The organism is Hydrocarboniphaga sp. (assembly GCF_965279055.1).
In the GTDB taxonomy this organism is placed as follows: domain Bacteria; phylum Pseudomonadota; class Gammaproteobacteria; order Nevskiales; family Nevskiaceae; genus Hydrocarboniphaga.
Genome location: NZ_OZ257125.1, coordinates 585,642 through 608,273, shown reverse-complemented (window position 1 = coordinate 608,273; position 22,632 = coordinate 585,642). Strand labels below are relative to the sequence as shown.

At 61.2% G+C, this 22,632-nt stretch carries 20 protein-coding genes; 4 read left to right on the top strand and 16 right to left on the bottom strand.

What is annotated here, in order from left to right; all coding sequences use genetic code 11:
- Positions 1–494: 494 nt before the first annotated feature.
- Entirely contained in the window at positions 495–806 is a 312-nt protein-coding gene (locus ACQZF9_RS02880; RefSeq protein WP_428311769.1) for a hypothetical protein, read from the bottom strand.
- A 159-nt stretch (positions 807–965) separates the two neighbouring features.
- Positions 966–1,190, bottom strand: a complete 225-nt coding sequence (locus ACQZF9_RS02875; protein ID WP_428311768.1) for a hypothetical protein — start codon at positions 1,188–1,190, stop codon at positions 966–968.
- Between the two features lie 739 nt (positions 1,191–1,929).
- Between ACQZF9_RS02875 and ACQZF9_RS02870 the strand changes: the two genes are divergently transcribed.
- Positions 1,930–3,039 carry an IS110 family transposase gene (locus ACQZF9_RS02870; protein WP_428313353.1) on the top strand — a complete coding sequence of 370 codons (1,110 nt, stop codon included), beginning with the start codon at positions 1,930–1,932 and terminating at the stop codon, positions 3,037–3,039.
- A gap of 381 nt (positions 3,040–3,420) precedes the next feature.
- Here ACQZF9_RS02870 and ACQZF9_RS02865 read toward each other — a convergent pair whose 3' ends face one another.
- The 6 genes from ACQZF9_RS02865 to ACQZF9_RS02840 form a co-directional block, all read right to left on the bottom strand.
- Complete coding sequence (locus tag ACQZF9_RS02865) at positions 3,421–3,807, bottom strand: lysozyme inhibitor LprI family protein (protein WP_428311767.1); 387 nt, start codon at positions 3,805–3,807, stop codon at positions 3,421–3,423.
- A 372-nt stretch (positions 3,808–4,179) separates the two neighbouring features.
- The gene (locus tag ACQZF9_RS02860) at positions 4,180–4,713 is read right to left on the bottom strand and encodes a methionyl-tRNA formyltransferase-like protein (protein ID WP_428311766.1); all 534 of its coding nucleotides are present in this window, start codon (positions 4,711–4,713) and stop codon (positions 4,180–4,182) included.
- Complete coding sequence (locus ACQZF9_RS02855; RefSeq protein ID WP_428311765.1) at positions 4,706–4,849, bottom strand: hypothetical protein; 144 nt, start codon at positions 4,847–4,849, stop codon at positions 4,706–4,708. The genes ACQZF9_RS02860 and ACQZF9_RS02855 overlap by 8 nt, the downstream gene beginning before the upstream one ends.
- Before the next feature lie 340 nt (positions 4,850–5,189).
- Positions 5,190–6,722, bottom strand: a complete 1,533-nt coding sequence (locus ACQZF9_RS02850; protein WP_428311764.1) for a transposase — start codon at positions 6,720–6,722, stop codon at positions 5,190–5,192.
- Positions 6,723–6,869: 147 nt separating this feature from the next.
- Entirely contained in the window at positions 6,870–7,067 is a 198-nt protein-coding gene (locus ACQZF9_RS02845; protein ID WP_428311763.1) for a hypothetical protein, read from the bottom strand.
- 15 nt (positions 7,068–7,082) lie between these two features.
- Positions 7,083–7,670 (bottom strand): hypothetical protein, encoded by a 588-nt coding sequence (locus ACQZF9_RS02840; protein ID WP_428311762.1) that lies wholly within the window; start codon positions 7,668–7,670, stop codon positions 7,083–7,085.
- A gap of 142 nt (positions 7,671–7,812) precedes the next feature.
- On the opposite strand from ACQZF9_RS02840, the gene ACQZF9_RS02835 reads away from it, so the two are divergent.
- Positions 7,813–8,802, top strand: a complete 990-nt coding sequence (locus ACQZF9_RS02835) for an IS5 family transposase (protein WP_428311761.1) — start codon at positions 7,813–7,815, stop codon at positions 8,800–8,802.
- A 256-nt stretch (positions 8,803–9,058) separates the two neighbouring features.
- Here the strand turns inward: ACQZF9_RS02835 and ACQZF9_RS02830 are convergent, their stop codons facing one another.
- Positions 9,059–10,591 (bottom strand): transposase, encoded by a 1,533-nt coding sequence (locus tag ACQZF9_RS02830; protein WP_428311760.1) that lies wholly within the window; start codon positions 10,589–10,591, stop codon positions 9,059–9,061.
- Between the two features lie 618 nt (positions 10,592–11,209).
- Between ACQZF9_RS02830 and ACQZF9_RS02825 the strand changes: the two genes are divergently transcribed.
- Positions 11,210–12,319: an IS110 family transposase gene (locus tag ACQZF9_RS02825; RefSeq protein ID WP_428313352.1), complete on the top strand. Its 1,110-nt coding sequence runs from the start codon at positions 11,210–11,212 to the stop codon at positions 12,317–12,319.
- Between the two features lie 957 nt (positions 12,320–13,276).
- On the opposite strand, the gene ACQZF9_RS02820 is transcribed toward ACQZF9_RS02825, so the two are convergent.
- Positions 13,277–14,431 (bottom strand): IS91 family transposase, encoded by a 1,155-nt coding sequence (locus ACQZF9_RS02820; RefSeq protein ID WP_428310496.1) that lies wholly within the window; start codon positions 14,429–14,431, stop codon positions 13,277–13,279.
- Positions 14,432–14,435: 4 nt separating this feature from the next.
- The gene (locus ACQZF9_RS02815) at positions 14,436–15,278 is read right to left on the bottom strand and encodes a tyrosine-type recombinase/integrase (protein WP_428310497.1); all 843 of its coding nucleotides are present in this window, start codon (positions 15,276–15,278) and stop codon (positions 14,436–14,438) included.
- A gap of 272 nt (positions 15,279–15,550) precedes the next feature.
- Between ACQZF9_RS02815 and ACQZF9_RS02810 the strand changes: the two genes are divergently transcribed.
- Positions 15,551–16,540: an integron integrase gene (locus ACQZF9_RS02810; RefSeq protein ID WP_428311759.1), complete on the top strand. Its 990-nt coding sequence runs from the start codon at positions 15,551–15,553 to the stop codon at positions 16,538–16,540.
- 75 nt (positions 16,541–16,615) lie between these two features.
- Here ACQZF9_RS02810 and ACQZF9_RS02805 read toward each other — a convergent pair whose 3' ends face one another.
- From ACQZF9_RS02805 to ACQZF9_RS02785, 5 genes are all read right to left on the bottom strand, one after another.
- Complete coding sequence (locus ACQZF9_RS02805; protein ID WP_428311758.1) at positions 16,616–17,023, bottom strand: hypothetical protein; 408 nt, start codon at positions 17,021–17,023, stop codon at positions 16,616–16,618.
- A 40-nt stretch (positions 17,024–17,063) separates the two neighbouring features.
- Positions 17,064–18,278 carry a hypothetical protein gene (locus ACQZF9_RS02800; RefSeq protein WP_428311757.1) on the bottom strand — a complete coding sequence of 405 codons (1,215 nt, stop codon included), beginning with the start codon at positions 18,276–18,278 and terminating at the stop codon, positions 17,064–17,066.
- Between the two features lie 70 nt (positions 18,279–18,348).
- A complete protein-coding gene (locus ACQZF9_RS02795; RefSeq protein ID WP_428311756.1) occupies positions 18,349–19,311 on the bottom strand; it encodes a HupE/UreJ family protein in 963 nt (320 codons plus the stop codon).
- Positions 19,308–20,183, bottom strand: coding sequence for a peptidyl-prolyl cis-trans isomerase (locus ACQZF9_RS02790; RefSeq protein WP_428311755.1), 876 nt, complete (start codon positions 20,181–20,183; stop codon positions 19,308–19,310). Before ACQZF9_RS02790 ends, ACQZF9_RS02795 begins: the two co-directional genes overlap by 4 nt.
- Before the next feature lie 104 nt (positions 20,184–20,287).
- Positions 20,288–22,516 carry a hypothetical protein gene (locus tag ACQZF9_RS02785; RefSeq protein ID WP_428313507.1) on the bottom strand — a complete coding sequence of 743 codons (2,229 nt, stop codon included), beginning with the start codon at positions 22,514–22,516 and terminating at the stop codon, positions 20,288–20,290.
- Positions 22,517–22,632: the final 116 nt, after the last annotated feature.

Here is a 22,632-nt window from a genome sequence, read left to right as displayed (position 1 = left end):
GGTAACCAACCCACGTATATCAGCATGAGCAACCGTCGAGTGTGCTGGCTGCGTCACCTTCAGAGGATTCAACCCACATCATGAATCGATAAATCCAACAACAACCGTCGTTCAACTCTTGACGGCGGAAGTCATATCAACGCCAAAGCTCACGCGAGGCGAAGCCTTCGCGTGCAGCGCCTTGTTGGGCCGCGTTGACCACCAACGCCGCGAGCTGAGCTGCGCCGAGCAAGCTGGAATTGAGCTTGAAGATCACAACGCACTCCCCCGAATGTGTTCCCAGACCCTACCGCGCTTCGATGCGCGGAGCAACGCCGACACACTTGAAAATCAGATGCCGCTCGCAGCCACAACAAGCTCGGATAAGGCGTGAGGCTGACGGCGGTTAGCCCAGAACTGCTCCACTAAATTGCTCTGACGTTTTCGCGGCCCAACGCCCGAAGCTCAGCCGAGTGCGAAGCACTTCGGCTGCAGCGCCTTGTTGGACCTGCTGCTCAGCCTGCGTTGACAGACTTTGCAGACACGAGACCGAGCGCCATGGTGCTGATAAGTGAAATTGCAAAGAACCTCCAGAAGAACCAGAACCGTTTCTTGTGCTCAACCCCAGCATTGGTAAGCTCACTATCACGCACGAATAAACTATTGAACAGTTGCAACTGGCCAGGTGCCCGCTTGTACTGACTAGCCCAACGGTACAAGTGATAGAGCATTGCAATAGCAGAAACTGACGCTGCCGCGCCAAGACACTGAGCTAGCATCGCGGTTATTGGGTCAACACCCATAGGCTTTTTTAGGTCCAGGTCCAACGCCTAAAGCTCAGCCGAGTGCGAAGCACTTCGGCTGCAGCGCCTTGTTGGGCCGCACTGCTCTCTGACGCCGCGAAGTGACCGAGACCTAGCAAGCTGGAACGAAGTTGGAAGATCACAACGACCCCCGCCAAATGTATACCAGCGATGCTACCGCGCTCAGTGGAAAATGCCACTGATTTTTAGCCAGAAATTGTCGCCGAAGCGCAGCGCACAAACGCCAGATATAACGCCGATAACGCTAGAGATGCACCACAGTGGCTTTGCCGATACAGCAGGAAAGGTGACCGCGATAAATAAAAGTGACGTGCCGCCGATAATAGTGAGACCGCATAGAAAACGGATGATCTTGTCTGCTCTATCGGGCGCAAAGTCGTCTTCCATTTTTCTAGGCCCAGGCCCAACGCCTAAAGCTCACGCGAGGCGAAGCCTTCGCGTGCAGCGCCTTGTTGGGCCGAGCTGCTCTCCAACGCCGCGAAGTGAGCAGCAATGAGCAGGCTGGAACTGAACTTGAAGATCACAGCGCACTCCCCCGAATGTGTTCTCAGACCCTACCGTGCTTCCATGCCCGGAGCAACGCCGACACGCTTGAAAATCAGATGCCGCTCGCAGCCACAACAAGCTCGGATAAGGCGTGAGGCTGACGGCGGTTAGCCCAGAACTGCTCCACTAAAAAGCGGTGACGCTCTCGCGGCCCAACGCCTAAAGCTCACGCGAGGCGAAGCCTTCGCGTGCAGCGCCTTGTTGGGCCGAGCTGCTCTCCAACGCCGCGAAGTGAGCAGCAATGAGCAGGCTGGAACTGAACTTGAAGATCACAGCGCACTCCCCCGAATGTGTTCTCAGACCCTACCGTGCTTCCATGCCCGGAGCAACGCCGACACGCTTGAAAATCAGATGCCGCTCGCAGCCACAACAAGCTCGGATAAGGCGTGAGGCTGACGGCGGTTAGCCCAGAACTGCTCCACTAAAAAGCGGTGACGCTCTCGCGGCCCAGACAGTATGACTACCGCCGTCAGAGGTGCTGACCTCCGCAAAGGCCGTAGCGCGGGTTAGCTTGACGCCAGAGCCGCAGGAGCGAGGTAGGACTGCGCTCATGGATCGGTTTCCTTACGCGGAGGTCAGCATGGCAAACGATAACACCGTTTTTGTGGGATTGGACGTCCATAAAGAGTCGATCGTGGCGGCCTATTCGGTCGGTTTTGGCGAGGTGTCGAGTATCGGCAGTATCGGGGTGCTGGAGCGGGATATCGAGCGGCTCTGCAAGCGCATGCAGAGCAAGGCGTCGAACGTGGTCTTTGTTTATGAAGCCGGGCCCTGCGGCTACGGTCTGCAGCGCCAGCTGAGCCGGGCCGGCTTCGCCTGTCACGTCTGCGCTCCGTCGCTGATCGCCAAAAAGGCCGGTGATCGGGTGAAGACGGATCGGCGCGACGCCGAGAAACTGGTCAAGGCGCTGCGCAGCGGCGATCTGTCCTTTGTGCATGTGCCGGATGAGCGCGATGAGGCGTTTCGCGATCTGGTGCGGGCCTGGAGCGGCGCCAAGGAAGATCTGAAGCAGGCCAAGCAGCGCCTGAAGTCGTTCCTGCTGGTCCACGGCGTGCGTTACACCGGCAGTGCCGACTGGCGCGAGGCCCACCGCCGCTGGCTGTCGCGATTCACGTTTCCCGAGGTCTGGTCGCAGCTCGCCTTTGAAGAGCATCGTCGATCGGTCGAGGATCGGCTGACGCAGTGCCAGCGGCTGGAGCAGGTGCTGCGAGACGCCGCGCCGGACTGGCGCTTCTATCCGGTGATCCAAGCCCTGCAGGCACTGCGCGGCGTGCAATTCACCGTCGCGGTCGGCGTAATCTCCGAAGCCGGCGACCTGTCACGCTTCGACAACCCGCGCCAGCTGATGGCCTGGCTCGGCCTGGTACCGAGCGAGCGCAGCAGCGGTGCGAGCGTGAAGAAAGGCGGCATCACCAAGGCTGGCAACAGCGTCGCGCGAAAGCTGCTGATCGAGGCAGCGTGGAGCTATCGCTACATCGCCAAGGTCAGCCCGATCATCCAGAAGCGACACGAGGGTTTACCCAAGCCGATCATCGATCGAGCCTGGGATGCCCAGCTGCGGCTCTGCCGACGATTCCGAAAGCTGATCCTGCAGGGCAAGAACCGCAACGTCGTGGTGACCGCCGTCGCTCGCGAGCTGGCCGGCTTTATTTGGGACATCGCGCGAAGAACGCCGGTCGCGGCTGCCTGATTCCTTTCGACCTTTCCATTCACACACCGCAACGGAGAACGAGTCTTCTGAAGGTGGCGCAGCCCGGTGAGTGTGCACAACCCGCGATGGCGTTAGGCGACAGCAAGGCAGCGCTGACTCGCGTGCCCAGACCGCGGCAGGTGCATGGACGGATTCCAGCACTGTGGTAACCAACCCACGTATATCAGCATGAGCAACCGTCGAGTGTGCTGGCTGCGTCACCTTCAGAGGATTCAACCCACATCATGAATCGATAAATCCAACAACAACCGTCGTTCAACTCTTGACGGCGGAAGTCATATCAACGCCCACGCTCACCCGCGGATTTGCCGTAGCGTAGCGGAGGCAAATACGTCGGGTGCAGCGCCTGGTTGGGCGACATTACTCCCATGGAACGGGACAGGGTATTGGCCCCGCCTTGCAATACTGGATGCGCCTGATTAACTGCAAGCGAGCCTGCGCCATGAGAATTGCGCACTGGGCGTGAACCTCCGGATATGCGGGGCTGTCTTGAGCCCCACTTGCTTCGAACGTGCACTGAGCTTTGCGGTAACTCTCCCAGGCAGCCTGCGACGCATGCAACTGCGATACCTGAGAAGCACTAAGCCGAGCCCCGTACTCATCGATCTGAAGGGCCAGCGATTTGTTTAGCGACAACGAAGCGCTGGTATAGCAGGTATTTGCCTCTTTTTGATCCTTCGGAGCATCGCAGGAACCGACCGCTTGGAACGTGGCCGTAAAGAGAGCAATCGTCAAGGTCCATTTCATTGTGTCGCCCAACGCCTAAAGCTCACGCGAGGCGAAGCCTTCGCGTGCAGCGCCTTGTTGGGCCGAGCTGCTCTCCAACGCCGCGAAGTGAGCAGCAATGAGCAGGCTGGAACTGAACTTGAAGATCACAGCGCACTCCCCCGAATGTGTTCTCAGACCCTACCGTGCTTCCATGCCCGGAGCCACGCCGACACGCTTGCAGATCATATGCAGCTCGCACCCACAACAAGCTCGGATATAGCGCGAAGCTGACGGCGGTTAGCCCAGAACTGCTCCACTAAAAAGCGGTGACGCTCTCGCGGCCCAACGCTAGCTTAAGCCGCGGCCGCGCCGGAGCGAAGCGGAGGCGTGGGCGTCGGCTTGAAGCGATAGTTATACATTGCCCCTCGCAACTGCGATCTTCGCTGCTGGTTGGCCAGGCTTGGAATGATGCCAAAGCTCAACTCGACCCTCCAGGTTCTGAGCCAGAAGTTGCCTCTGCGCCGACACCAATGCTTTACCTTTTTCTGCATCTCCGTATATCAGATACAACGCCCTCTCGTAGTTGGCGTGATCTAGGAATGCCACCAGAGTTCTGATGTCCTTTTGAACGCCAGCCGATGTTCCGTTAATTGGCTTTACTTCAATAGCCGCGAAGTTATCCATGTCTTCTGGGACGTGGATCAAAAAATCAGGCTTCGACTTGGCGATGTAACCGTGCCGAATGACCGGATGCCCTGCCTTGTCGATTTCTCCAGACAAAAAGTACCCGTACTCTGGCCAGTTGTGCCGAAGCTGATGGTAAAGCTCGTAGCAATACACGCGCTCTCGATAGATGGGAGCTTCTCGGCCAGCTACTGGTAGCTGGAAATACGTCTGAGAAATTCGCGCCGTGGCTCTTTCTAGGCGCTCGTCGAAGTCATGCACTGGCGTGACTCAATGTATAACGCCAAAGCTCACGCGAGGCGAAGCCTTCGCGTGCAGCGCCTTGTTGGGCCGCGCTGACCACCAACGCCGCGAGCTGAGCTGCGCCGAGCAAGCTGGAATTGAGCTTGAAGATCATAACGCACTCCCCCGAATGTGTTCCCAGACCCTACCGCGCTTCGATGCGCGGAGCAACGCCGACACACTTGAAAATCAGATGCCGCTCGCAGCCACAACAAGCTCGGATAAGGCGTGAGGCTGACGGCGGTTAGCCCAGAACTGCTCCACTAAATTGCTCTGACGTTTTCGCGGCCCAACGAGGCTGTAGAAAATCAGCCGCAATCGTCTCAGCTAAGCAAGCCGACGACTTGCCTGAGCTGTTCGTGGATAGAAAACGCTGCAGCGTCACGAGCCGTCGCCTGGGGTGTGGAGGGTCTGTGCTGACGATACTGCGAGTTGGCAGGCTTTCCAAGAGCCATTCAAGGCGCTTTGCCTCTGAGCTTCTCGACGTTGTGGACGATGGCGAAGAGTTTCCATTGCGCATCCACCTTGCGCCTGGATCGAAGTGTGAATCGACGTAGGCCCTTGGTGTGCAGGTTGCCGAAGACCGGCTCGACGATGCCGAGCCGACGGCTGTACAGCAGCCGGCCTTCACGCGTATCGATTCGGGCCTTCATCGCCTTGGTCTGCTGGTGCGTCTCTTTCACTTTGCTGCCGTCGAAGAAGGTGATCTGACGACACGGACTCACATCCGGCTTGCGCATGCACTTCGCTTTTAAAGAGCAGGCCTGGCACATCGCGCGCGTGCCTTCGAAGCCGACACCGCGACGGCCCCTGATCACGATATTGACCGTCTTCAGTTTGAGCTGCTTTCCATTCGGACAGATGCAAGTCTGCCGATCGGCGTCATAGAGGAAATCGGCTCGACCGAACCATTTCGATCGATGCTCGCCGGGCTGGCGCTGCTTTTCGATCGGCTTGTGCTGCCAGGCTTCCGCGAAACGCGGATCGCGTGACCGGAAGCCGGTGTCGGCGATCAGGGCATCGACCTGATCGTCGGCCAGTCGCTGCAGCGTGGCTTCGGAGTGATAGCCGGAGTCGGTCAACACCGTCGCATCCGCCAGGGGATCAGCGCTGCCGATCGCGCTGAAGTCGCTGCGCAGCGCCTGCAGCACCTCCGGCAATAGTCCATTCTCCTGGCCGATTCCGAAGGCACTGGCCTGCACGATGACCTGTGCCTTGGCATCGACGGCGGCGACGCCGGTATAGCCCTGCACGACGCCGTGACTGGTTTTCATCGTGGCCGAGTCGTTGTCGGTGATGTTCGACTTCAGCGGTTCACCCTTGCGATTGGTCTTCTCCGGATGAGTCGCCAGCCATTCACGCAGCTTGTTGCTGTTGCGCGTCAGGGTTTCGATCTGCTGCTGTTCGCGCTGGGTCAGCGTGTCGGTGTTCTGGCCGGCATCCTGGCGGCGATGCGTGTCGAGCATGTGCGCGATGGCACGGTCGATCTTTTCGATTTTCTTCGCCATGTCGGCCCGCGTGCCGCTCAGGCTGCGAGAGGCGTTCGACGGAAGCTTGCAACCATCGACGGCAAACAACGCTTTGCCGATCAGGCCCTGCTCGTCACACACCAGCAGCACGTTGCGGAACACCGAGGTGATCTCGTCCGGCAGCTTCGCCACGAAGGAGGCGATGGTCGTGAAGTGCGGCTGTGTGTCGCCTGACAGCGCCATGAAGACCACGTTCTCGCGGCAGGCCCGCTCGATGTCGCGGCTCGATGTCAGCCCGCGGGCGTAGCCGAACAATACGATCTTCAACAGCACACCCGGGTGATACGCCGCTGCGCCGACTTCATCGTTGCAGTAACGCGCATCGAAGACCGTCAGATCGATCTCGTGATCGACCAGCCAGTTCAGCGCGTACTCGAAAGTGCCGGGAACAATCTGCTCGGCAAAGCTCACCGGCAGCAGCTTCGAGAGGTGTTGATCAACCGGCTTGTAGCGTGCCATTTCCGCTCTCCTTTCGTCGCGAAAGACGCAGCGGGATGTGTGCCAGATTTAGGGTTTTTCTACAGCCTCAACGCCCGGGTTAAGCCGCGGGCAACGCGAAGCGTTGACCGTCGGCTTGAACCCATTGTTGGACGTGACTTTTTGCCACTACTGTTTCTGCTTCCAGTATTTGGTTGTATATGCGAGCGTAGTTACTGCGACAGAAAGCAGCATGATTGACGACGCTATAGCTCCAAACCAGAAAAGCGTGCATAGGCCGAAATGCTCAGCAGCTCCCAGTGCACCGAATGAAACGACAAGCCCCAATAGATTTTGATTCAGATTAATTTTGAACTGATCTTCCACGCGCTTCCTCCTCGACTACAAGTGACCAGCCCGCTGAAGCTCATAGGCAATTTGATCTGCGAGACTGCCCGTAAAGACGTCGTCAGTTATGTTTGCCAGGCCTTGTGCCTGAGTTCTTGTGCCTCCAACCCAGGCTTTGTTGTAGCTTTGTGTGTCAATGAGCACGACGCCGTATCCGTCGCTTCTTGAGAAGGACATTACCGGAGTGGAAGAGCCGTAAGCAGAAATTGTATTGGCGAATACAGTGGCGCTCCCGTATGCCAATGTTCCAACCTGCTGGCTCTGGGTGGAGCCACCGCCGTAGGTTAGGAGCAAATAGCCGTCGATCTTATTTTCCGTCAGCTTTTGAATGATGGAAGCGTTGTCGAACGTCCGTGTTGGTGGGAACAGGTCAAGACCTCTGACGCATGAAGCATTCTTGGCCTGAATTGCGCTGCATACCTTGCCTTGCAGCAACGACGAGTACTCCAAGTTTAGATTCGGAGTGACGACTACAAAGTTTTTGTAGCTCTTGCTTCGATAGTCGGGATCGGTAAAACCCGTAATCGTTGTCGTCGCGCAGCCAGAAAGCGACACGACTAAAAGCAGAAATGCTCGTTTCATCAAACCCCCTCCCTTGTTACGTCCAACGAGGCTGTAGAAAATCAGCCGCAATCGTCTCAGCTAAGGAAGGTCTGAAAAACCCATTGCGAGTGGCGTGATGGTTGCTGCGATCTGTGGCTAGAAAAGAATCGGAGCGGAAGCAATGCAGTTGAGTTTCGGGGACGCGGAGTACGCGGGCAAGCGAAAACGGACACGTCGGGAGATTTTCCTAGCCGAGATGGACCAGGTGGTTCCGTGGAAGTCGCTGCTGTCGCTGATCGAGCCGGTGTATCCGGTGGGCGGCAATGGACGGCCGCCGTATCCGCTGGCGACGATGCTGCGCATTCACCTCATGCAGAACTGGTTCGGATTGTCGGATCCGGCGATGGAAGAGGCGCTGTACGAAGTCGCCTCGATGCGTCAGTTTGCCGGGCTGTCGCTGACGCGGCCGATTCCGGACGAGACCACGATTCTGAATTTCAGACACCTGCTGGAAACGTATGGGTTAGCGCTGGAGCTTTTCACCCGGATCAATGCCTACCTGGGGCGCAAAGGCTTGCTGCTCAAGCGCGGCAGCATGGTGGATGCCACGATCATTTCGGCGCCGAGTTCGACCAAGAACGCCGACGGTGAGCGCGATCCCGAGATGCACCAGACCAAGAAAGGCAATCAGTACTTTTTCGGCATGAAGGCGCACATCGGCGCGGACGTGGATTCTGGCTTGGTGCACACCGTGGTGGTAACCGCTGCCAATGAAGCCGACATCGCGGTGGTGGACGAGTTGCTGCACGGCAGGGAGCAAGTAGTCTATGCCGACGCGGGCTACACGGGCGCAGACAAGCGCGTGGTGAGAAAGAAACTGCAGTGGCAGATCGCGGCTCGCTCAAGCCGGATTCGTGCGATGCCGGAAGGCAGTCAAAAGCGCGCGGCTCAGCAGGCGGAATATGCCAAGGCTCGCGTTCGCGCCTTCGTCGAGCATCCGTTTCGCGTAATCAAGCGGCAGTTCGGCTACAACAAGGTGCGCTTCAAGGGCCTGGCGAAAAACACGGCGCAGGTGATGACCCTGTTTGCGCTGTCGAATCTGTGGATGGTGCGAAAGAAATTGCTGTCGATGACGGGGGAATTGCGCCCGCTGATACTCAATGTGGGATGAATTGTCACCGGTAAGCGTCTTTTGATCAGCTCAGGCCGATAAATGAATCAGTCGGCTTCGCAGAAAACAATCATGAAGGCAGCGCCGCAGTCACCGCTTCGACTTTCGGTGAGTTATTCAGAGGTTCCCTAAGCAAGCCGACGACTTGCCTGAGCTGTTCGTGGATAGAAAACGCTGCAGCGTCACGAGCCGTCGCCTGGGGTGTGGAAGGTCTGTGCTGACGATACTGCGAGTCGGCAGGCTTTCCAAGTGCCATTCAAGGCGCTTTGCCTCTGAGCTTCTCGACGTTGTGGACGATGGCGAAGAGTTTCCATTGCGCATCCACCTTGCGTCGGGATCGAAGTGTGAATCGCCGCAGGCCCTTGGTGTGCAGGTTGCCGAAGACCGGCTCGACGATGCCGAGCCGACGGCTGTACAGCAGCCGGCCTTCACGCGTATCGATTCGGGCCTTCATCGCCTTGGTCTGCGGGTGCGTCTCTTTCACTTTGCTGCCGTCGAAGAAGGTGATCTGACGACACGGACTCACATCCGGCTTGCGCATGCACTTCGCTTTTAAAGAGCAGGCCTGGCACATCGATCGCGTGCCTTCGAAGCCGACACCGCGACGGCCCCTGATCACGATATTGACCGTCTTCAGTTTGAGCTGCTTTCCATTCGGACAGATGCAAGTCCGCCGATCGGCGTCATAGAGGAAATCGGCTCGACCGAACCATTTCGATCGATGCTCGCCGGGCTGGCGCTGCTTTTCGATCGGCTTGTGCTGCCAGGCTTCCGCGAAACGCGGATCGCGTGACCGGAAGCCGGTATCGGCGATCAGCGCATCGACCTGATCGTCGGCCAACCGCTGCAGCGTGGCTTCGGAGTGATAGCCGGAGTCGGTCAGCACCGTCGCATCCGCCAGGGGATCGGTGCTGCCGATCGCGCTGAAGTCGCTGCGCAGCGCCTGCAGCACATCCGGCAATAGTCCGTTCTCCTGGCCGATTCCGAAGGCACTGGCCTGCACCACGATCTGCGCCTTGGCGTCGACGGCCGCCACGCCGGTATAGCCCTGCACGACACCGTGACTGGTTTTCATCGTGGCCGAGTCGTTGTCGGTGATGTTCGACTTCAGCGGCTCGCCCTTGCGATTGGTCTTCTCCGGATGGGTCGCCAACCACTCACGCAGCTTGTTGCTGTTTCGCGTCAGGGTTTCGATCTGCTGCTGTTCGCGCTGCGTCAGCGTGTCGAGATTCTGGCCGGCGTCCTGGCGACGATGCGTATCCAGCATATGAGCGATGGCGCGGTCGATCTTCTCGATCTTCTTCGCCATGTCGGCCCGCGTGCCGCTCAGGCTGCGAGAGGCGTTCGACGGAAGCTTGCAACCATCGACGGCAAACAACGCTTTGCCGATCAGGCCCTGCTCGTCACACACCAGCAGCACGTTGCGGAACACGGAGGTGATCTCGCCCGGCAGCTTCGCCACGAATGAGGCGATGGTCGTGAAGTGCGGCTGTGTGTCGCCCGACAGCGCCATGAAGACCACGTTCTCGCGGCAGGCCCGCTCGATGTCGCGGCTCGATGTCAGGCCGCGGGCATAGCCGAACAATACGATCTTCAACAGCACACCCGGGTGATACGCCGCTGCGCCGACTTCATCGTTGCAGTAACGCGCATCGAAGACAGATAGATCGATCTCGTGATCGACCAGCCAGTTCAGCGCGTACTCGAAAGTGCCCGGAACAATCTGCTCGGCAAAGTTCACCGGCAGCAGCTTCGAGAGGTGTTGATCAACCGGCTTGTAGCGTGCCATCTCCGCTCTCCTTTCGTCGCGAAAGAAGCAGCGGGATGTGTGCCAGATTTAGGGTTTTTCTACAGCCTCAACGCCGAAATTAACGCGCGGCCCGTTTACGGGCCGTCGCGTTGAATGCCCTGTTGGGCTGCGGCTTGATCATGAATGTGACCTCTTGTATAGCGCCTCGGCTAACGGAACCGCAATGCCAGACAGAACTATTGCTTCGACTCTAGCGAAGTGACGGAAAACGCGAAGGTAGTGGATGAGCGGGCCGGCGACAAACACCACCGCCGCAAATACTGATATGACCGCGCTAACCCTCAAGGTCGTTGATAGAGACAAGCCGCTCAAAAAAAACATGTAGGTTCCGAGGCCGGCACCGAGTACTAGGGCGCCAGCAACGAACACGAACACTTGCCTTGCGCATACGCGCTTTAGATGTAAACGCGCCTCAGCCAACGCCTCAATGGTCACGGGCTCTTGAGCTGTCATGTTGTAGCAGCCCAGACAGTATGACTACCGCCGTCAGAGGTGCTGACCTCCGCAAAGGCCGTAGCGCGGGTTAGCTTGACGCCAGAGCCGCAGGAGCGAGATAGGACTGCGCTCATGGATCGGTTTCCTTACGCGGAGGTCAGCATGGCAAACGATAACACCGTTTTTGTGGGATTGGACGTCCATAAAGAGTCGATTGTGGCGGCTTATTCGGTCGGCTTTGGCGAGGTGTCGAGCATCGGCAATGTCGGCGTGCTGGAGCGGGATATCGATCGGCTCTGCAAGCGCATGCAGAGCAAGGCATCGAGCGTGGTGTTCGTCTATGAAGCCGGGCCCTGCGGCTACGGTCTGCAGCGCCAGCTGAGCCGGGCCGGCTTCACCTGCCACGTCTGTGCTCCGTCGCTGATCGCCAAGAAGGCCGGTGATCGGGTGAAGACGGATCGGCGCGACGCCGAGAAGCTGGTCAAGGCGCTGCGCAGCGGCGATCTGTCCTTTGTGCATGTGCCGGATGAGCGCGATGAGGCGTTTCGCGATCTGGTGCGGGCCTGGAGCGGCGCCAAGGAAGATCTGAAGCAGGCCAAGCAGCGCCTGAAATCGTTCCTGCTGGTCCACGGCGTGCGTTACACCGGCAGTGCCGACTGGCGCGAGGCCCACCGCCGCTGGCTGTCGCGGTTCACGTTTCCCGAGGTCTGGTCGCAGCTCGCCTTTGAAGAGCATCGTCGATCGGTCGAGGATCGGCTGACGCAGTGCGAGCGGCTGGAGCAGGTGCTGCGAGACGCGGCGCCGGACTGGCGCTTCTATCCGGTGATCCAAGCCCTGCAGGCACTGCGCGGCGTGCAATTCACCGTCGCGGTCGGCGTAATCTCCGAAGCCGGCGACCTGTCACGCTTCGACAACCCGCGCCAGCTGATGGCTTGGCTGGGGCTGGTGCCCAGCGAGCGCAGCAGCGGTGCGAGCGTGAAGAAAGGCGGCATCACCAAGGCCGGCAACAGCGTCGCGCGAAAGCTGCTCATCGAGGCAGCCTGGAGCTATCGCTACATCGCCAAGGTCAGCCCGATCATCCAGAAGCGGCATGAGGGTTTGCCCAAGCCGATCATCGATCGAGCCTGGGATGCACAACTGCGGCTGTGCCGACGATTCCGAAAGCTGATCCTGCAGGGCAAGAACCGCAACGTCGTGGTGACGGCCATCGCGCGTGAGCTGGCCGGCTTCATCTGGGACATCGCGCGAAGAACGCCGATCGCGGCAGCCTGATTCCTTTCGACCTTTCCATTCACACACCACAACGGAGAACGAGTCTTCTGAAGGTGGCGCAGCCCGGTGAGTGTGCACAACCCGCGACGGCGTTAGGCGACAGCAGAACAGCGCTGACTCGCGTGCCCAGACCGCGGCAGGTGCATAGACGGATTCCAGCACTGTGGTAACCAACCCACGTATATCAGCATGAGCAACCGTCGAGTGTGCTGGCTGCGTCACCTTCAGAAGATTCAACACACCATGATCTAACAGCTCAACAAAAATCCTTCATCGCCGGCTCTTGACGGCGGTAGTCATATCAACGCCCAAGCTCACCCGCGGATTTGCTGTAGCGAAGCGGAGGCAAATACGTCGGCTGCAGCGCCTTGTTGGACGGCATGTTGCCGAGTTGCTTGCTCACCGAGAAGCTCCAAATAGCACGGAGACCGGCTCCGTTTTAGCTGCGTCTTTGTAGCTGACCTCGACCCACATCATTTCCTCCCGCGCCCAAAGTTTGAGTGCGCGCACAGGTTCTGGTGAGCGCGAAAAGAAGGGGGCTATTTGAGCCCACGACCGGGTACATTGGCCGGCCCGCCGAGTTTCACTGACTACGTCTGGAAGCATGGCTTTTATGACGTCCAACGAATAGTCGTTTATCCACCACGCCGGCGCACGGCGGCGTGGTGGGCCAGATGAGGCGTGGTGGATAAACGCCGTTGGACTAAACCGCCGGTGCCGGCGGTCGGGCTTATGGGGATTGCTTTGCGATGCAGAGCTTGATTCGCTCCGGCGTGGTCCTCGTGTTTGGAATCGAGCATGACCATCGCGCTCCCCAGCGCCGATTTCGGTGATTCGATCGATGGCGCAGACTGTGGCAGGCGCTCCACGAGCCGTCAATTTCCCGCCTCGGCGCAGCCGGGTTCGGGCCGCGCGCGGCCCGGTTTTCGATCCGGATCTGCTTTCCCCGCCGGCAATTCATGGCGGCCCACGAGCCGGTGGCAGGCTGGCCGATAATTGCAGGAGCCCGCCGCAATCCGGGCAACGACGGATGTCGATCTGGGCGACGCGCAGCCAGAAGGCTTCGACGCTCTCCGCTGGCTTGGCGGGTGGCGCACTCACCTGCAGTTGCTGCCGACACATCGCGAGCTTGTCTTGCTTGCAGCGGCTGGCGGTCAGCCCGTAATGCCGCAGCCGCTGAAATCCCAACGGCAAGACGTGCAGCAGATAGCGACGCAGAAACTCCGCGCCAGGCAGTGTCAGTGCCTTGCGCTCCGACCGATCCTGACCGCGCCGCACCCGAAACCTCACCTGCCGGTCATTCACGTCGATCAGGCGCTGCTCGCTGATGGCGATGCGATGGGTGTAGCGGCCCAGATACGCGATCACCTGCTCGGGTCCGCCGAAGGGCGGTTTGGCGTAGACCACCCATTCGGGCTTTTGCAGCTCATCGACAAAGGCGGTCCACCGCGCATCATCCTGCGTCCATGTGCTGTCGCGAAAAGCGCCGGTGTCGTGCGCTTCCCGCAGCGCTTCGAGGTATTTCCCACGAAACACTTTCGACAGCGCCCGTACCGGAAACAGGAAAGACGTTTTCGAGCCGGCCCAGCGCCCATCCGCTGTCAGCGCACCGCCAGTGACGACGCCATGCACGTGGATATGCCGCGACAGATCCTGCGCCCAGGTATGCAGCACCAGCGTGATGCCGAGCGTGCCGTTCAGTCTTGATGGGTCACGCCCAAACGCCAGCAGCGTTTGCGAGGCGCATCGAAACAGCGTGTCGTAGATCCAGCGCGTCTGCTGCGGCAGCAAGCGATGCAATGCGTGGGGCAGCGTGAAGACCAGGTGAAAGTACGGCACCGGCAGCAGCTCGGTCACCCGCGCATCGATCCAGCGCTCTTTGGCCCGGGTCTGGCAGCGCGGGCAATGGCGATTTCGGCAGGAGTGATAGACGTAGCGCACCGTCCCGCAGTCTTCACAGGCTTGCAGTTGCCCACCCAGGGCAGCGGTGCGGCACGAGCGGATCGCGCGGCAGACTTTGCGCTGGGAAGCGGACAGGCCGTATTGCTCGGCGCAGGCGTCGGCATGCAGCGTGACAATCTGCGCCAGCGTCGGCCTCGCCGACGCGGCCATCGATTTACCCGGACTGCAGCAAATCCAAGGCGCCGGCTTTGTCTTTCAGATGAGACTGCGTCAGATGCAGGTAGCGCTGCGTCGTGGACAGCGAGCGGTGGCCCATAAACCGCTGGATCATGTGCAGATCGATGCCGGCCTCCAGCAGGTGCGTGGCAAAAGCGTGGCGCAGCGCATGGATGCCGCCGCGCTTGGTGATGCCGGCTTTTTGTTTGGTGTGCGTATAGAGTCGTTGCACGGAGCTGTCGCAAATCGGCACACTCGGATCGCGCCCCGGAAACAGCCACGGCCCTTCAGGACGACGCAGCTTCCAGTAAGTCCGCAATTCGGCCAGCAGGCCGGACGACAGGACGGTGTAGCGATCCTGAGCCCCCTTGCCTTGCTCCACGCGCAGGCTCATGCGCTCGCTGTCGATGTCGCTCCATCGAAGCGCGATGACTTCCGATAATCGAAGGCCGGCAGCGTACGTCGTTTTCAGCAGCACGCGATCATGCAGGCGGGAAGCGGCATCCAGCAGGCGCATGACTTCGGATCGACTCAGAATCTCAGGCTGCTTCTGCGGCGTGCGTCCATGCGGAATCTCCAGAGCAAACACGCCGCGCTTGAGCGTCACGCCGTAGAAGAATCGAAAAGCGCAGATCGCTTGATTGCAGCTACTCCACGACAGCTGCCGGTCTTCCAGAAGATGCAGCACATAGCGCTGAATCTGGTCGATACTCAGCCCATCGGGTGAACAGCGGTAGTGCTTTGCCAAAGCGGCCACGGCGGCGATATACGTTTCCTGCGTACGCAGCGCCAAGCCGCGCAGCTTCATGTCGCGCTGCATTTGAAGACGGAGTGGTTGCATGACACTTCCTCATCAGACGGGCACATTCCCGTGTGAGAAAGCTGCAACGATCAACACGCCGCTGGAAGTCTCACCATCCACGACGACCAGCACACATCATCACAATCAACACTCGATTCCAAACCGAACAAGCTACCGCGATAGCGGTTTAGTTCAACGCCAATTAGTTGGACACCGGAATCCGCCTAATCTGGGACGCTGTCCGCATAACTTGATTTTGAATTTCATAACACTCTGATTCCTCTCTCTTGTCTTCTACAAAGGCGGAATCCATGGTGGACACCGGCTCCGGCGCATCCCCTCTCCGGCTGGAGGACCAGTTCCGCGGTCGGCTGCGGGCCAAGCACTACAGCCTGCGCACCGAGGAAACTTACTGGGCATGGGCGAAGCGCTACATCCTATTTAACGGCAAAAGGCATCCGCTGGAAATGGGGGCGCCGGAGGTCGAGGCGTTTCTGACCAGCCTGGCAGTGGAGCGGCACGTATCGGCCGCCACGCAGAACCTGGCGCTGGCGGCGATCCTTTTTCTGTATCGCGATGTGTTGTCGGTGGAGTTGCCTTGGCTGGACGGCGTCACGCGGGCCAAGAAGCCAACGCGGCTGCCGACGGTGCTGACGCGGCAGGAGACCGACGCGCTGCTGAAGGCGGTCGGCTCGGCAACGCCGGCTGCTCTGCTGGTGCGCGTGCTGTACGGCACCGGCATGCGCCTCACCGAAGGCCTGCGGCTGCGTGTCAAGGATGTGGATTTCGAGCGCCGGCAGATCATCGTGCGGCAGGGCAAGGGCGGCAAGGATCGCTCGACCGTGCTGCCGGATGCCACGGCCGAACCGTTGAGGCGACAGATCGAGCAGCGCCGCGCGCTGTTCGAGCAGGACAGGCTCGCCGGGCATGCCTCGGTCTGGCTGCCGGATGCGCTGGCGGTCAAGTATCCGAACGCGCCGGGCGAATGGGGCTGGCAATACGTGTTCGTCGCGCCGACGCTGTCGGTGGATCCGCGCTCGGCCACGGTGCGCCGGCATCACCTGGACGAGTCCAGCATCCAGAAGCTGGTACGGCGCGGCGCCCTGCGGGCCGGTATCGCCAAGCCGGTGTCGCCGCACACGCTGCGCCACTCATTTGCGACCCACTTGCTCGAATCAGGTTCGGACATCCGCACCGTGCAGGAGTTGCTGGGCCACAGCGACGTCGCCACCACGATGATTTATACGCACGTGCTCAATCGCGGCGGGCGTGGCGTGCGCAGTCCGCTGGATGCGTTGTAGCGGCTGAGCGCGCTGTGGTGACCGCACGACCTCACGGCTGCCCCGCTTCGGGGGAGAGGGGTAACCGCTTGCTTACTATTGCTCTATCAGCTCGAAGCGGTCGTACTGCGCGTGGCTCCACAGCACCGAGAACGAGACCACGTGCGGGCTCGCGGCGTCCTGCTTCGGCGAGAAGTTGCAATACAGGCTCACCTCGCCGTCTTCGCCGAACAGGCTGAGTTTGCTTGCCTTGTCGCAGGCCAGCGGCTGGCCGTCCTCGAAGGCCTTGAACGAGGCGCTGGTGTCGTCGTGGCCGCCGACAAAGTGGACGACAAAGCGGTACTGCCTGGCCGCGCCGTCGGCGGGCATCGTGCATTTGATTTCGCGGCTGTCGCCGGGCATCGGCGGTGCATCGCAGGGGACTTGCCTGGCGGTTACGGGCTCGGCAGCGTGGGATAGCGTCATGAAGGCGAACGTGAGCGCAGCCAGGGCGAAACGGTTCATGGCTTGGTGTTGTCTATTACGTCGTTGAAGGAGCTGCGAACTACGAGACTTTGATCAGCAGCACAGGAGAGAAGGCGACGGCGCCGGAGGTCAGCGAGCGGCGTCGCGCGCGGAACTGGTAGGTTCCCGCGCCGGCATCGGCGACGAAGCTCGCCGAGTTCTTGGTCGTGCCGTTTCGGAAGCTGACGAAAGCGGAATCGCTGGGCCGCTGGATCTCGACGTCGTAGACGAAGCCGGAGGCGGCCTTGGCAAGTGCCCACTTGAGCGTGAAGCTGGTCGCCGTACCGCCTTCGGCCGGCTTGGCGGTCATCGCCACCGCGACCGTTCCGTGCATCGACGAATGGAAGGCGCAGCCGTATTCGTAAGTGCCGGCCGCGTCGAACTGCTGGGTGAAGACGCCGCCCTTGGTCTGGTAGCCCGATTCGAACGCGTTGGTGCCGGACTCATCGGTCACGGTGTGGCCGGCACTGTCGTAGAAGCGCCATTCCACGGTATCGCCGAACGCCAGCGGTGTGGTCGCCGGCAGATAGGTGAAATTGACGGTCGCGGTGTGCTGCGGGCCGCCCGGCACCCAGTCGAGCTGCGCCACGGCTTCGGAATTCATCTCGGCGGGGAACAGGCGAATGCGCGCCACCTGCCCCGACGCGTCTTCACCGGTAGTGCCGTCGGTGGTGTTGTCGTAAAAGAAGCGCAGCGCTTTTTCGGCGCTGATCACGCCCAGGCCGCCGGAGTCCGTTACTGCAAAAGTCGGCAGGCCGTCGAGATAACCGGCGAGCCGGCCGGTGGACGCATTGCGCGTGACCACGTACTGGTGAAATTCGCCGGGCTTGGCAACGGCGGCACTGCTGCCGTTTGCAAGCGGAGCAAACGACAGGCTGCCGCTGGTTTCGTACAGCCCGCTGTCCGAGCTTCCGCTCTTGAAATCCACCAGCCGCCGCCGGCCGCTGACGTCATCGAGCCCGGCCAGCACGGCGATCGTGTAGTCGCCGTTGCTGCTGAGCAGTTTGTTCGTCGGTTGCAATTGCAGACCGGCATGCAGCGGGAACTGCAGCACCTGCCGCTCGACGCCGTCGACCGTCGTGTTGACGAAGCTGTTGCCTGAGGCCAGCAGCACCAGCGGCGGCGCCTTCTTCTTGTTGGCGGAACTGCTAAGGCTGCCTTTGAACTGGTAGTCGGCGGTGGGTTCGGTTTGAGCGGCAGCGGACGCCATCCACAACATCGCAGCCAGCGTTGCGGCATTTCTGCAACATTTCATTTGGATCTCCGAACAACATTCACCCCGAGCGTCATTGCCGCGGAAGCGGGAATGACGGCAAAAAACCGCCCTACGACAGGATCGCGACGATGCGCCCTATCGACCAGAACGCGGCGACGCTACCGATCGCGTACAGCGCCGGCGTGCGCACCAGCGCGGTCTGCGGGAAGCGAGCGACCGCGCGGTACAGCGCGAACACCAGGCCGATCACCAGCAGCTGGCCGATTTCGACGCCGACGTTGAACGTCAGCAGCGCTACCGCCAGATGCTGCTCAGGCAAGCCGATTTCCTTCAGTGCGCCGGCAAAGCCCAGGCCATGTACCAGGCCGAACAGGAAGGCCACCAGCGACGGCCAGCGGCGCGTCAGCGTGCGCTCGCCGCTCAGGGCTTCACTGGCGACGAGCATGATCGACAGCGCGATCGACGCCTCCACCGGCGGCGAGCGCAAGGTCAGCCAGCCGAGAGAACTCAGTGCCAGCGTCAGGCTGTGCGCGAGCGTGAAAGCGGTGATCGTCAGCAGCAGCTCGCGCCGGAAGCCAACCAGAAACAGCAGCGACAGCACGAAGGCCAGGTGGTCGAAGCCGCTGAGAATATGCTCGACGCCGAGCTTCACGTAGGCGCTGGCGATCTCGCCCATGCCACGCTGATCGTCAGCGGAGCCGTACAGATGCGCTTGCTTCTGGCCGGTGGTGAAGGTGTAGACGCGCGACTGGCCATCGAGCCAGCTGACCTTGATCATCGCCGCGGAAAAACTCTTGCCGACACCTTCGACCTGCAGCGTTCCCTTGAGCCCCTGTGTGCCGCAATGAAGCACGCCGGGTTCGACGCGGCAGGTGTCGGGCCAGATCGCACTAAGCTCGGTCTCGGGCGCGCGCTTCTCTCCGGGGCCCCATTGCCACAGGAATTCGCCGGGCGCGGTTTCGTTCACGCTCATCTCGGCCATCGAGATTTCATGCGCGGTGGCAGCCTGCGCAAACAGCGCGAACAGCGGCAGCGCCAGCACTCGCAGTGCGCGGCTCAGGGGCTGGCTCATGGCGTGGCCGGCTCCATCTTTTCGAGCTTGATCGTGTACTGCTTGGCCAGCGCGCGCACCGCGGCGCTACGCTGTTCGGCGAGCGTGGCGTCGGTCAGATCGGCGGACAGCACGCCGCGCAGCGTCTCGAAGTCGGCGGCCTTGCCCGGCGTGATCGTCGACAGCTGCACCACATGCCAGCCGTCCTTGCTCGGCAGCGCCTGCCATTGCGCCGGCGCGGCGCCGGTCAGCGCCTTGGCGAAGTCGCTGCCATAGCTCTGCTCGATGTTCGACAGCGGCCGGCCGGTGAACACGCGCAGGCCGGCTTGCGAATCGCCGGGCTGGCCACGATTGAGCGCCTCGGCAAACGCCCGTGCGGTGGACTCACTGCGTTCGCCGCCGAGTACCGCTTCGTGGAAGTCGTAGCGCGTCGGCTCGTCGTATTTGTCGCGATGCTTTTCCAGCCAGGCTTTCAGCATGTCGTCGGTGATCGGCGGCATTTTCACGCTGGCGTCGATGTTGCTCAGCGCCTTGAAAATCACGCGGTCGCGGATCGCCGGATCGCCGCGATCGACCTGCATTTTCAGGCCTTCGCGATACAGCACTTCGTTGTCCAGCCAGACTTTGCGCAGCGCGTACAGCTCATCGTCATTCGGCGCGCGGCCGCGCGCTTTTTCGAACACGTCCCGCGCCTCGGTGTCGACTTTCTCGTCGACGACGATCAGGTTCGGGTCGCCGTCGCGGCCGGAGATCACATGATCGGCGGCGAACAGTACGCCGCCGAGCAGCACGAAATGCAGCAGCGGCTCGCGCATCCAGCCGGGAAACCGGCTCAGTTTCGACGGCATGGCATGGGGGCGATCGGTGGCCTTGGCTTGCAGGGAAGTGGTCATTGTTCGGGTGATGCGGTTTCAAACGGAAAAAACGAGAAAAGGCGCCGCGCGTTGCCGCGCGGCGCCGTGCTACTTGCTGCTATTCAGCTCGATTGCGGCTCAGCTCACTTCTGCGCGATGTCTTTCGAAGCCGCGATCTCGATGAAGATCGGGTTGCTGTAGAACCACAGATCCGACCAGGCGGCGATGTCGTAGCTGACCATCTTCTGGCCGTTCAAGGTGCCCAGATGCGCAGGGCAGCCGTCGAACTCGGTGGTGCCAACAACCGTGCAAGGAATCTTCAGGTTAGAGCCGGCCGGCTGGCCGTCCAAACCACCCGGAACCGACGGGTTGATCGCCGCGGCGTTGGTATACAGATCCGCCAGCGGGTTGCCGCTGGCGTCGGTCTCGAAGGGCACCGAAGCCGGCAGGTTGCTGCCGCGCAGACGGATGTACTGCGAAGCCGTCGGCGCCTTGATCTTGTACGTCACCACCTTGTACTCGGTGTTGCCGTCGATGGTCTTGGCACCCGCGATCGGGAAGGTCTTCAGCAGCGCCGAGCTGGTGTTCTTCGCCGCCGCCGGCACGTTGGCCATGTTCGGGTTGGTGATCCAGTCCCTCGGCCACTCGCCAGCGTAGTCCTCATCCGACGGCGCACGCTTGCCGGTGATCAGGCCGCCGATGATGTCGATGTGGTCGAGCACCGGCTTGTTGAGCGGCTGCTCGATGCTCACCTGCGCCAACGACGGGTTGTTGAAGGTGTACGGCGAGAAGTTGGCGGCATCCGGATCACGCGCCACCACGGCCACGATCACGTCGCTGCCGGCCGGAACCTGCAGATGCTGGCCCATCGTCGCGCAGGTCGTCTTCGACACGGCGGTGTTGGTGAGCGCGGCGTTTTCGGCGATCGACTTGACCTTCGACGCGTCCAGGCCGTAGCAGGCGACGAACGCCAGCCGGTCGATCAGCTGGCCAGCGGAGGCGAACGCATTGCCGGTGCGCAGACCGTCGACGACGCTCTGCGGCTTCAGGCGGCCGTCCTTGTCGTTCGGCTCGACCAGCACGTAGGTGCGCTGGTATTCGCCCGGATAGAAGTCCTGCGAGGAGCGACGGTCGTCCGGACCGAAGATGCCGCGGTTGTGCCAGTCGGAGCTGGCGAAGAAGAAGAAGTCGCGGCCTTCGCCGAGCAGCGCATCCCAGACGCCACCGATTTGCGCACCGTAAACGCCGGTGCCGCCGTAGGTCGTGCCGCCGACGGAATCGACGTTGACGCCGGCGATGTTGTTGCGGTGGACGTTGTATTCGCCGCGCGCATCGGAGGCGCCGTGGCCCGGCTGCGTTTCGAAGCCGAACGCGATATCCGGCGCGATGTTGTTGTAGTTGCGCAGGTGCTCGATGTTGTAGCCGTTGTTGCCGTCCGGGTTGAACGGCCCGGCGCGCTCAAGATGCGCGGGGATGTAGTAGCTGTCGTCGCCGTGGTACTCGGCGAGCCACTTCATCGATTCCTGCGACTTGGAGTCGCCCTTGACGCCGGTGCCGGTGCCGCTGGCCGGCATCAGCTTCTGCGCGGTGGCGTTCCAGCTCGGATCGCTGGCATTGGCGCTGCCCGGGACCGAGCAGTCCCAGTTGTTGCCGATGCCACTGCCGACGGCGGTGTCGCCGCGGCTGGTGTCGGTGTCGTTGCGGTCGAAGCAGTATTCCCACTGGGCGAGCGCGTTGGCGTTGCCCTTGGGCTTGTAGCCCGGCGTGGTCGGCAGCTTGTTCTTGTAGATCGAGTTCGGCGTCTGGCCGCCGATCACCGACATGGAGACATGCTCATGACCCGGGGCCACGGTCTCGACGCCGATGAACAGCGGCTTGTCGAGGTAGGCGGCAAAGTACTCGACCAGCGGGTACTGGTATTCCTGGATCGACTGCCAGCGCCACATCACCTGGTTCGGCGAGCTGCCGGAGACCAGGCCCTTGGGCGTAATCGACGGGTTGCTGTTCTGCCAGGTGGTGGTCGGGCCGAGCTGGGTGGTGCCGTCCGCGCCAAAAGCAAGCGGATAAGCCGGCGTCGCCAGCGTCGCGTCTTCGGCGAGCGTGCAGTTGCGGTTGCCGCTGCCGCCGTGGCCGGCCTGCACGAACCAGTCCAGACCCCAGGGCGTCTGCGTCTTGTCGGTGACCTTCTTGATCAGCTTCTGCATCGAGATGGAGCCGTCGGAGCAGGTCGTGTGGTTGTGGAAATCACCGGCGACGTAGGTCGCAACCGGCTTGGCGGCGCTGGCGACGCTGGGGGCCAGCGCGAACGCGGCGGCGCCGAAGCTGCCGGCGATGGCGAGGGCCAGCGGGGTTCTGTCGAATCTACGGCTCATGAGTGAAGCTCCCTTTCTTTGTAGGACCAACTGCGGCAATCAGGTGAAGCGCGAGCCTCGAGGAGGAGCCCGCACACTGCGACGGACGCCACGGCATCGCGGCGAATGGGCGCCAA

Excerpts from the sequence above, each read along its gene's own strand:
- ACQZF9_RS02870 (WP_428313353.1), top strand. The coding sequence starts at position 1,930 with ATGGCAAACGATAACACCGTTTTTGTGGGATTGGACGTCCATAAAGAG.
- ACQZF9_RS02815 (WP_428310497.1), bottom strand. The coding sequence starts at position 15,278 with ATGCAACCACTCCGTCTTCAAATGCAGCGCGACATGAAGCTGCGCGGC.
- ACQZF9_RS02850 (WP_428311764.1), bottom strand. The coding sequence starts at position 6,722 with ATGGCACGCTACAAGCCGGTTGATCAACACCTCTCGAAGCTGCTGCCG.
- ACQZF9_RS02795 (WP_428311756.1), bottom strand. The coding sequence starts at position 19,311 with ATGAGCCAGCCCCTGAGCCGCGCACTGCGAGTGCTGGCGCTGCCGCTG.
- ACQZF9_RS02865 (WP_428311767.1), bottom strand. The coding sequence starts at position 3,807 with ATGAAATGGACCTTGACGATTGCTCTCTTTACGGCCACGTTCCAAGCG.
- ACQZF9_RS02840 (WP_428311762.1), bottom strand. The coding sequence starts at position 7,670 with ATGAAACGAGCATTTCTGCTTTTAGTCGTGTCGCTTTCTGGCTGCGCG.
- ACQZF9_RS02790 (WP_428311755.1), bottom strand. The coding sequence starts at position 20,183 with ATGACCACTTCCCTGCAAGCCAAGGCCACCGATCGCCCCCATGCCATG.
- ACQZF9_RS02805 (WP_428311758.1), bottom strand. The coding sequence starts at position 17,023 with ATGAACCGTTTCGCCCTGGCTGCGCTCACGTTCGCCTTCATGACGCTA.
- ACQZF9_RS02830 (WP_428311760.1), bottom strand. The coding sequence starts at position 10,591 with ATGGCACGCTACAAGCCGGTTGATCAACACCTCTCGAAGCTGCTGCCG.
- ACQZF9_RS02785 (WP_428313507.1), bottom strand. The coding sequence starts at position 22,516 with ATGAGCCGTAGATTCGACAGAACCCCGCTGGCCCTCGCCATCGCCGGC.
- ACQZF9_RS02835 (WP_428311761.1), top strand. The coding sequence starts at position 7,813 with ATGCAGTTGAGTTTCGGGGACGCGGAGTACGCGGGCAAGCGAAAACGG.
- ACQZF9_RS02875 (WP_428311768.1), bottom strand. The coding sequence starts at position 1,190 with ATGGAAGACGACTTTGCGCCCGATAGAGCAGACAAGATCATCCGTTTT.
- ACQZF9_RS02800 (WP_428311757.1), bottom strand. The coding sequence starts at position 18,278 with ATGAAATGTTGCAGAAATGCCGCAACGCTGGCTGCGATGTTGTGGATG.
- ACQZF9_RS02825 (WP_428313352.1), top strand. The coding sequence starts at position 11,210 with ATGGCAAACGATAACACCGTTTTTGTGGGATTGGACGTCCATAAAGAG.
- ACQZF9_RS02820 (WP_428310496.1), bottom strand. The coding sequence starts at position 14,431 with ATGGCCGCGTCGGCGAGGCCGACGCTGGCGCAGATTGTCACGCTGCAT.
- ACQZF9_RS02855 (WP_428311765.1), bottom strand. The coding sequence starts at position 4,849 with ATGATCTTCAAGCTCAATTCCAGCTTGCTCGGCGCAGCTCAGCTCGCG.
- ACQZF9_RS02810 (WP_428311759.1), top strand. The coding sequence starts at position 15,551 with ATGGTGGACACCGGCTCCGGCGCATCCCCTCTCCGGCTGGAGGACCAG.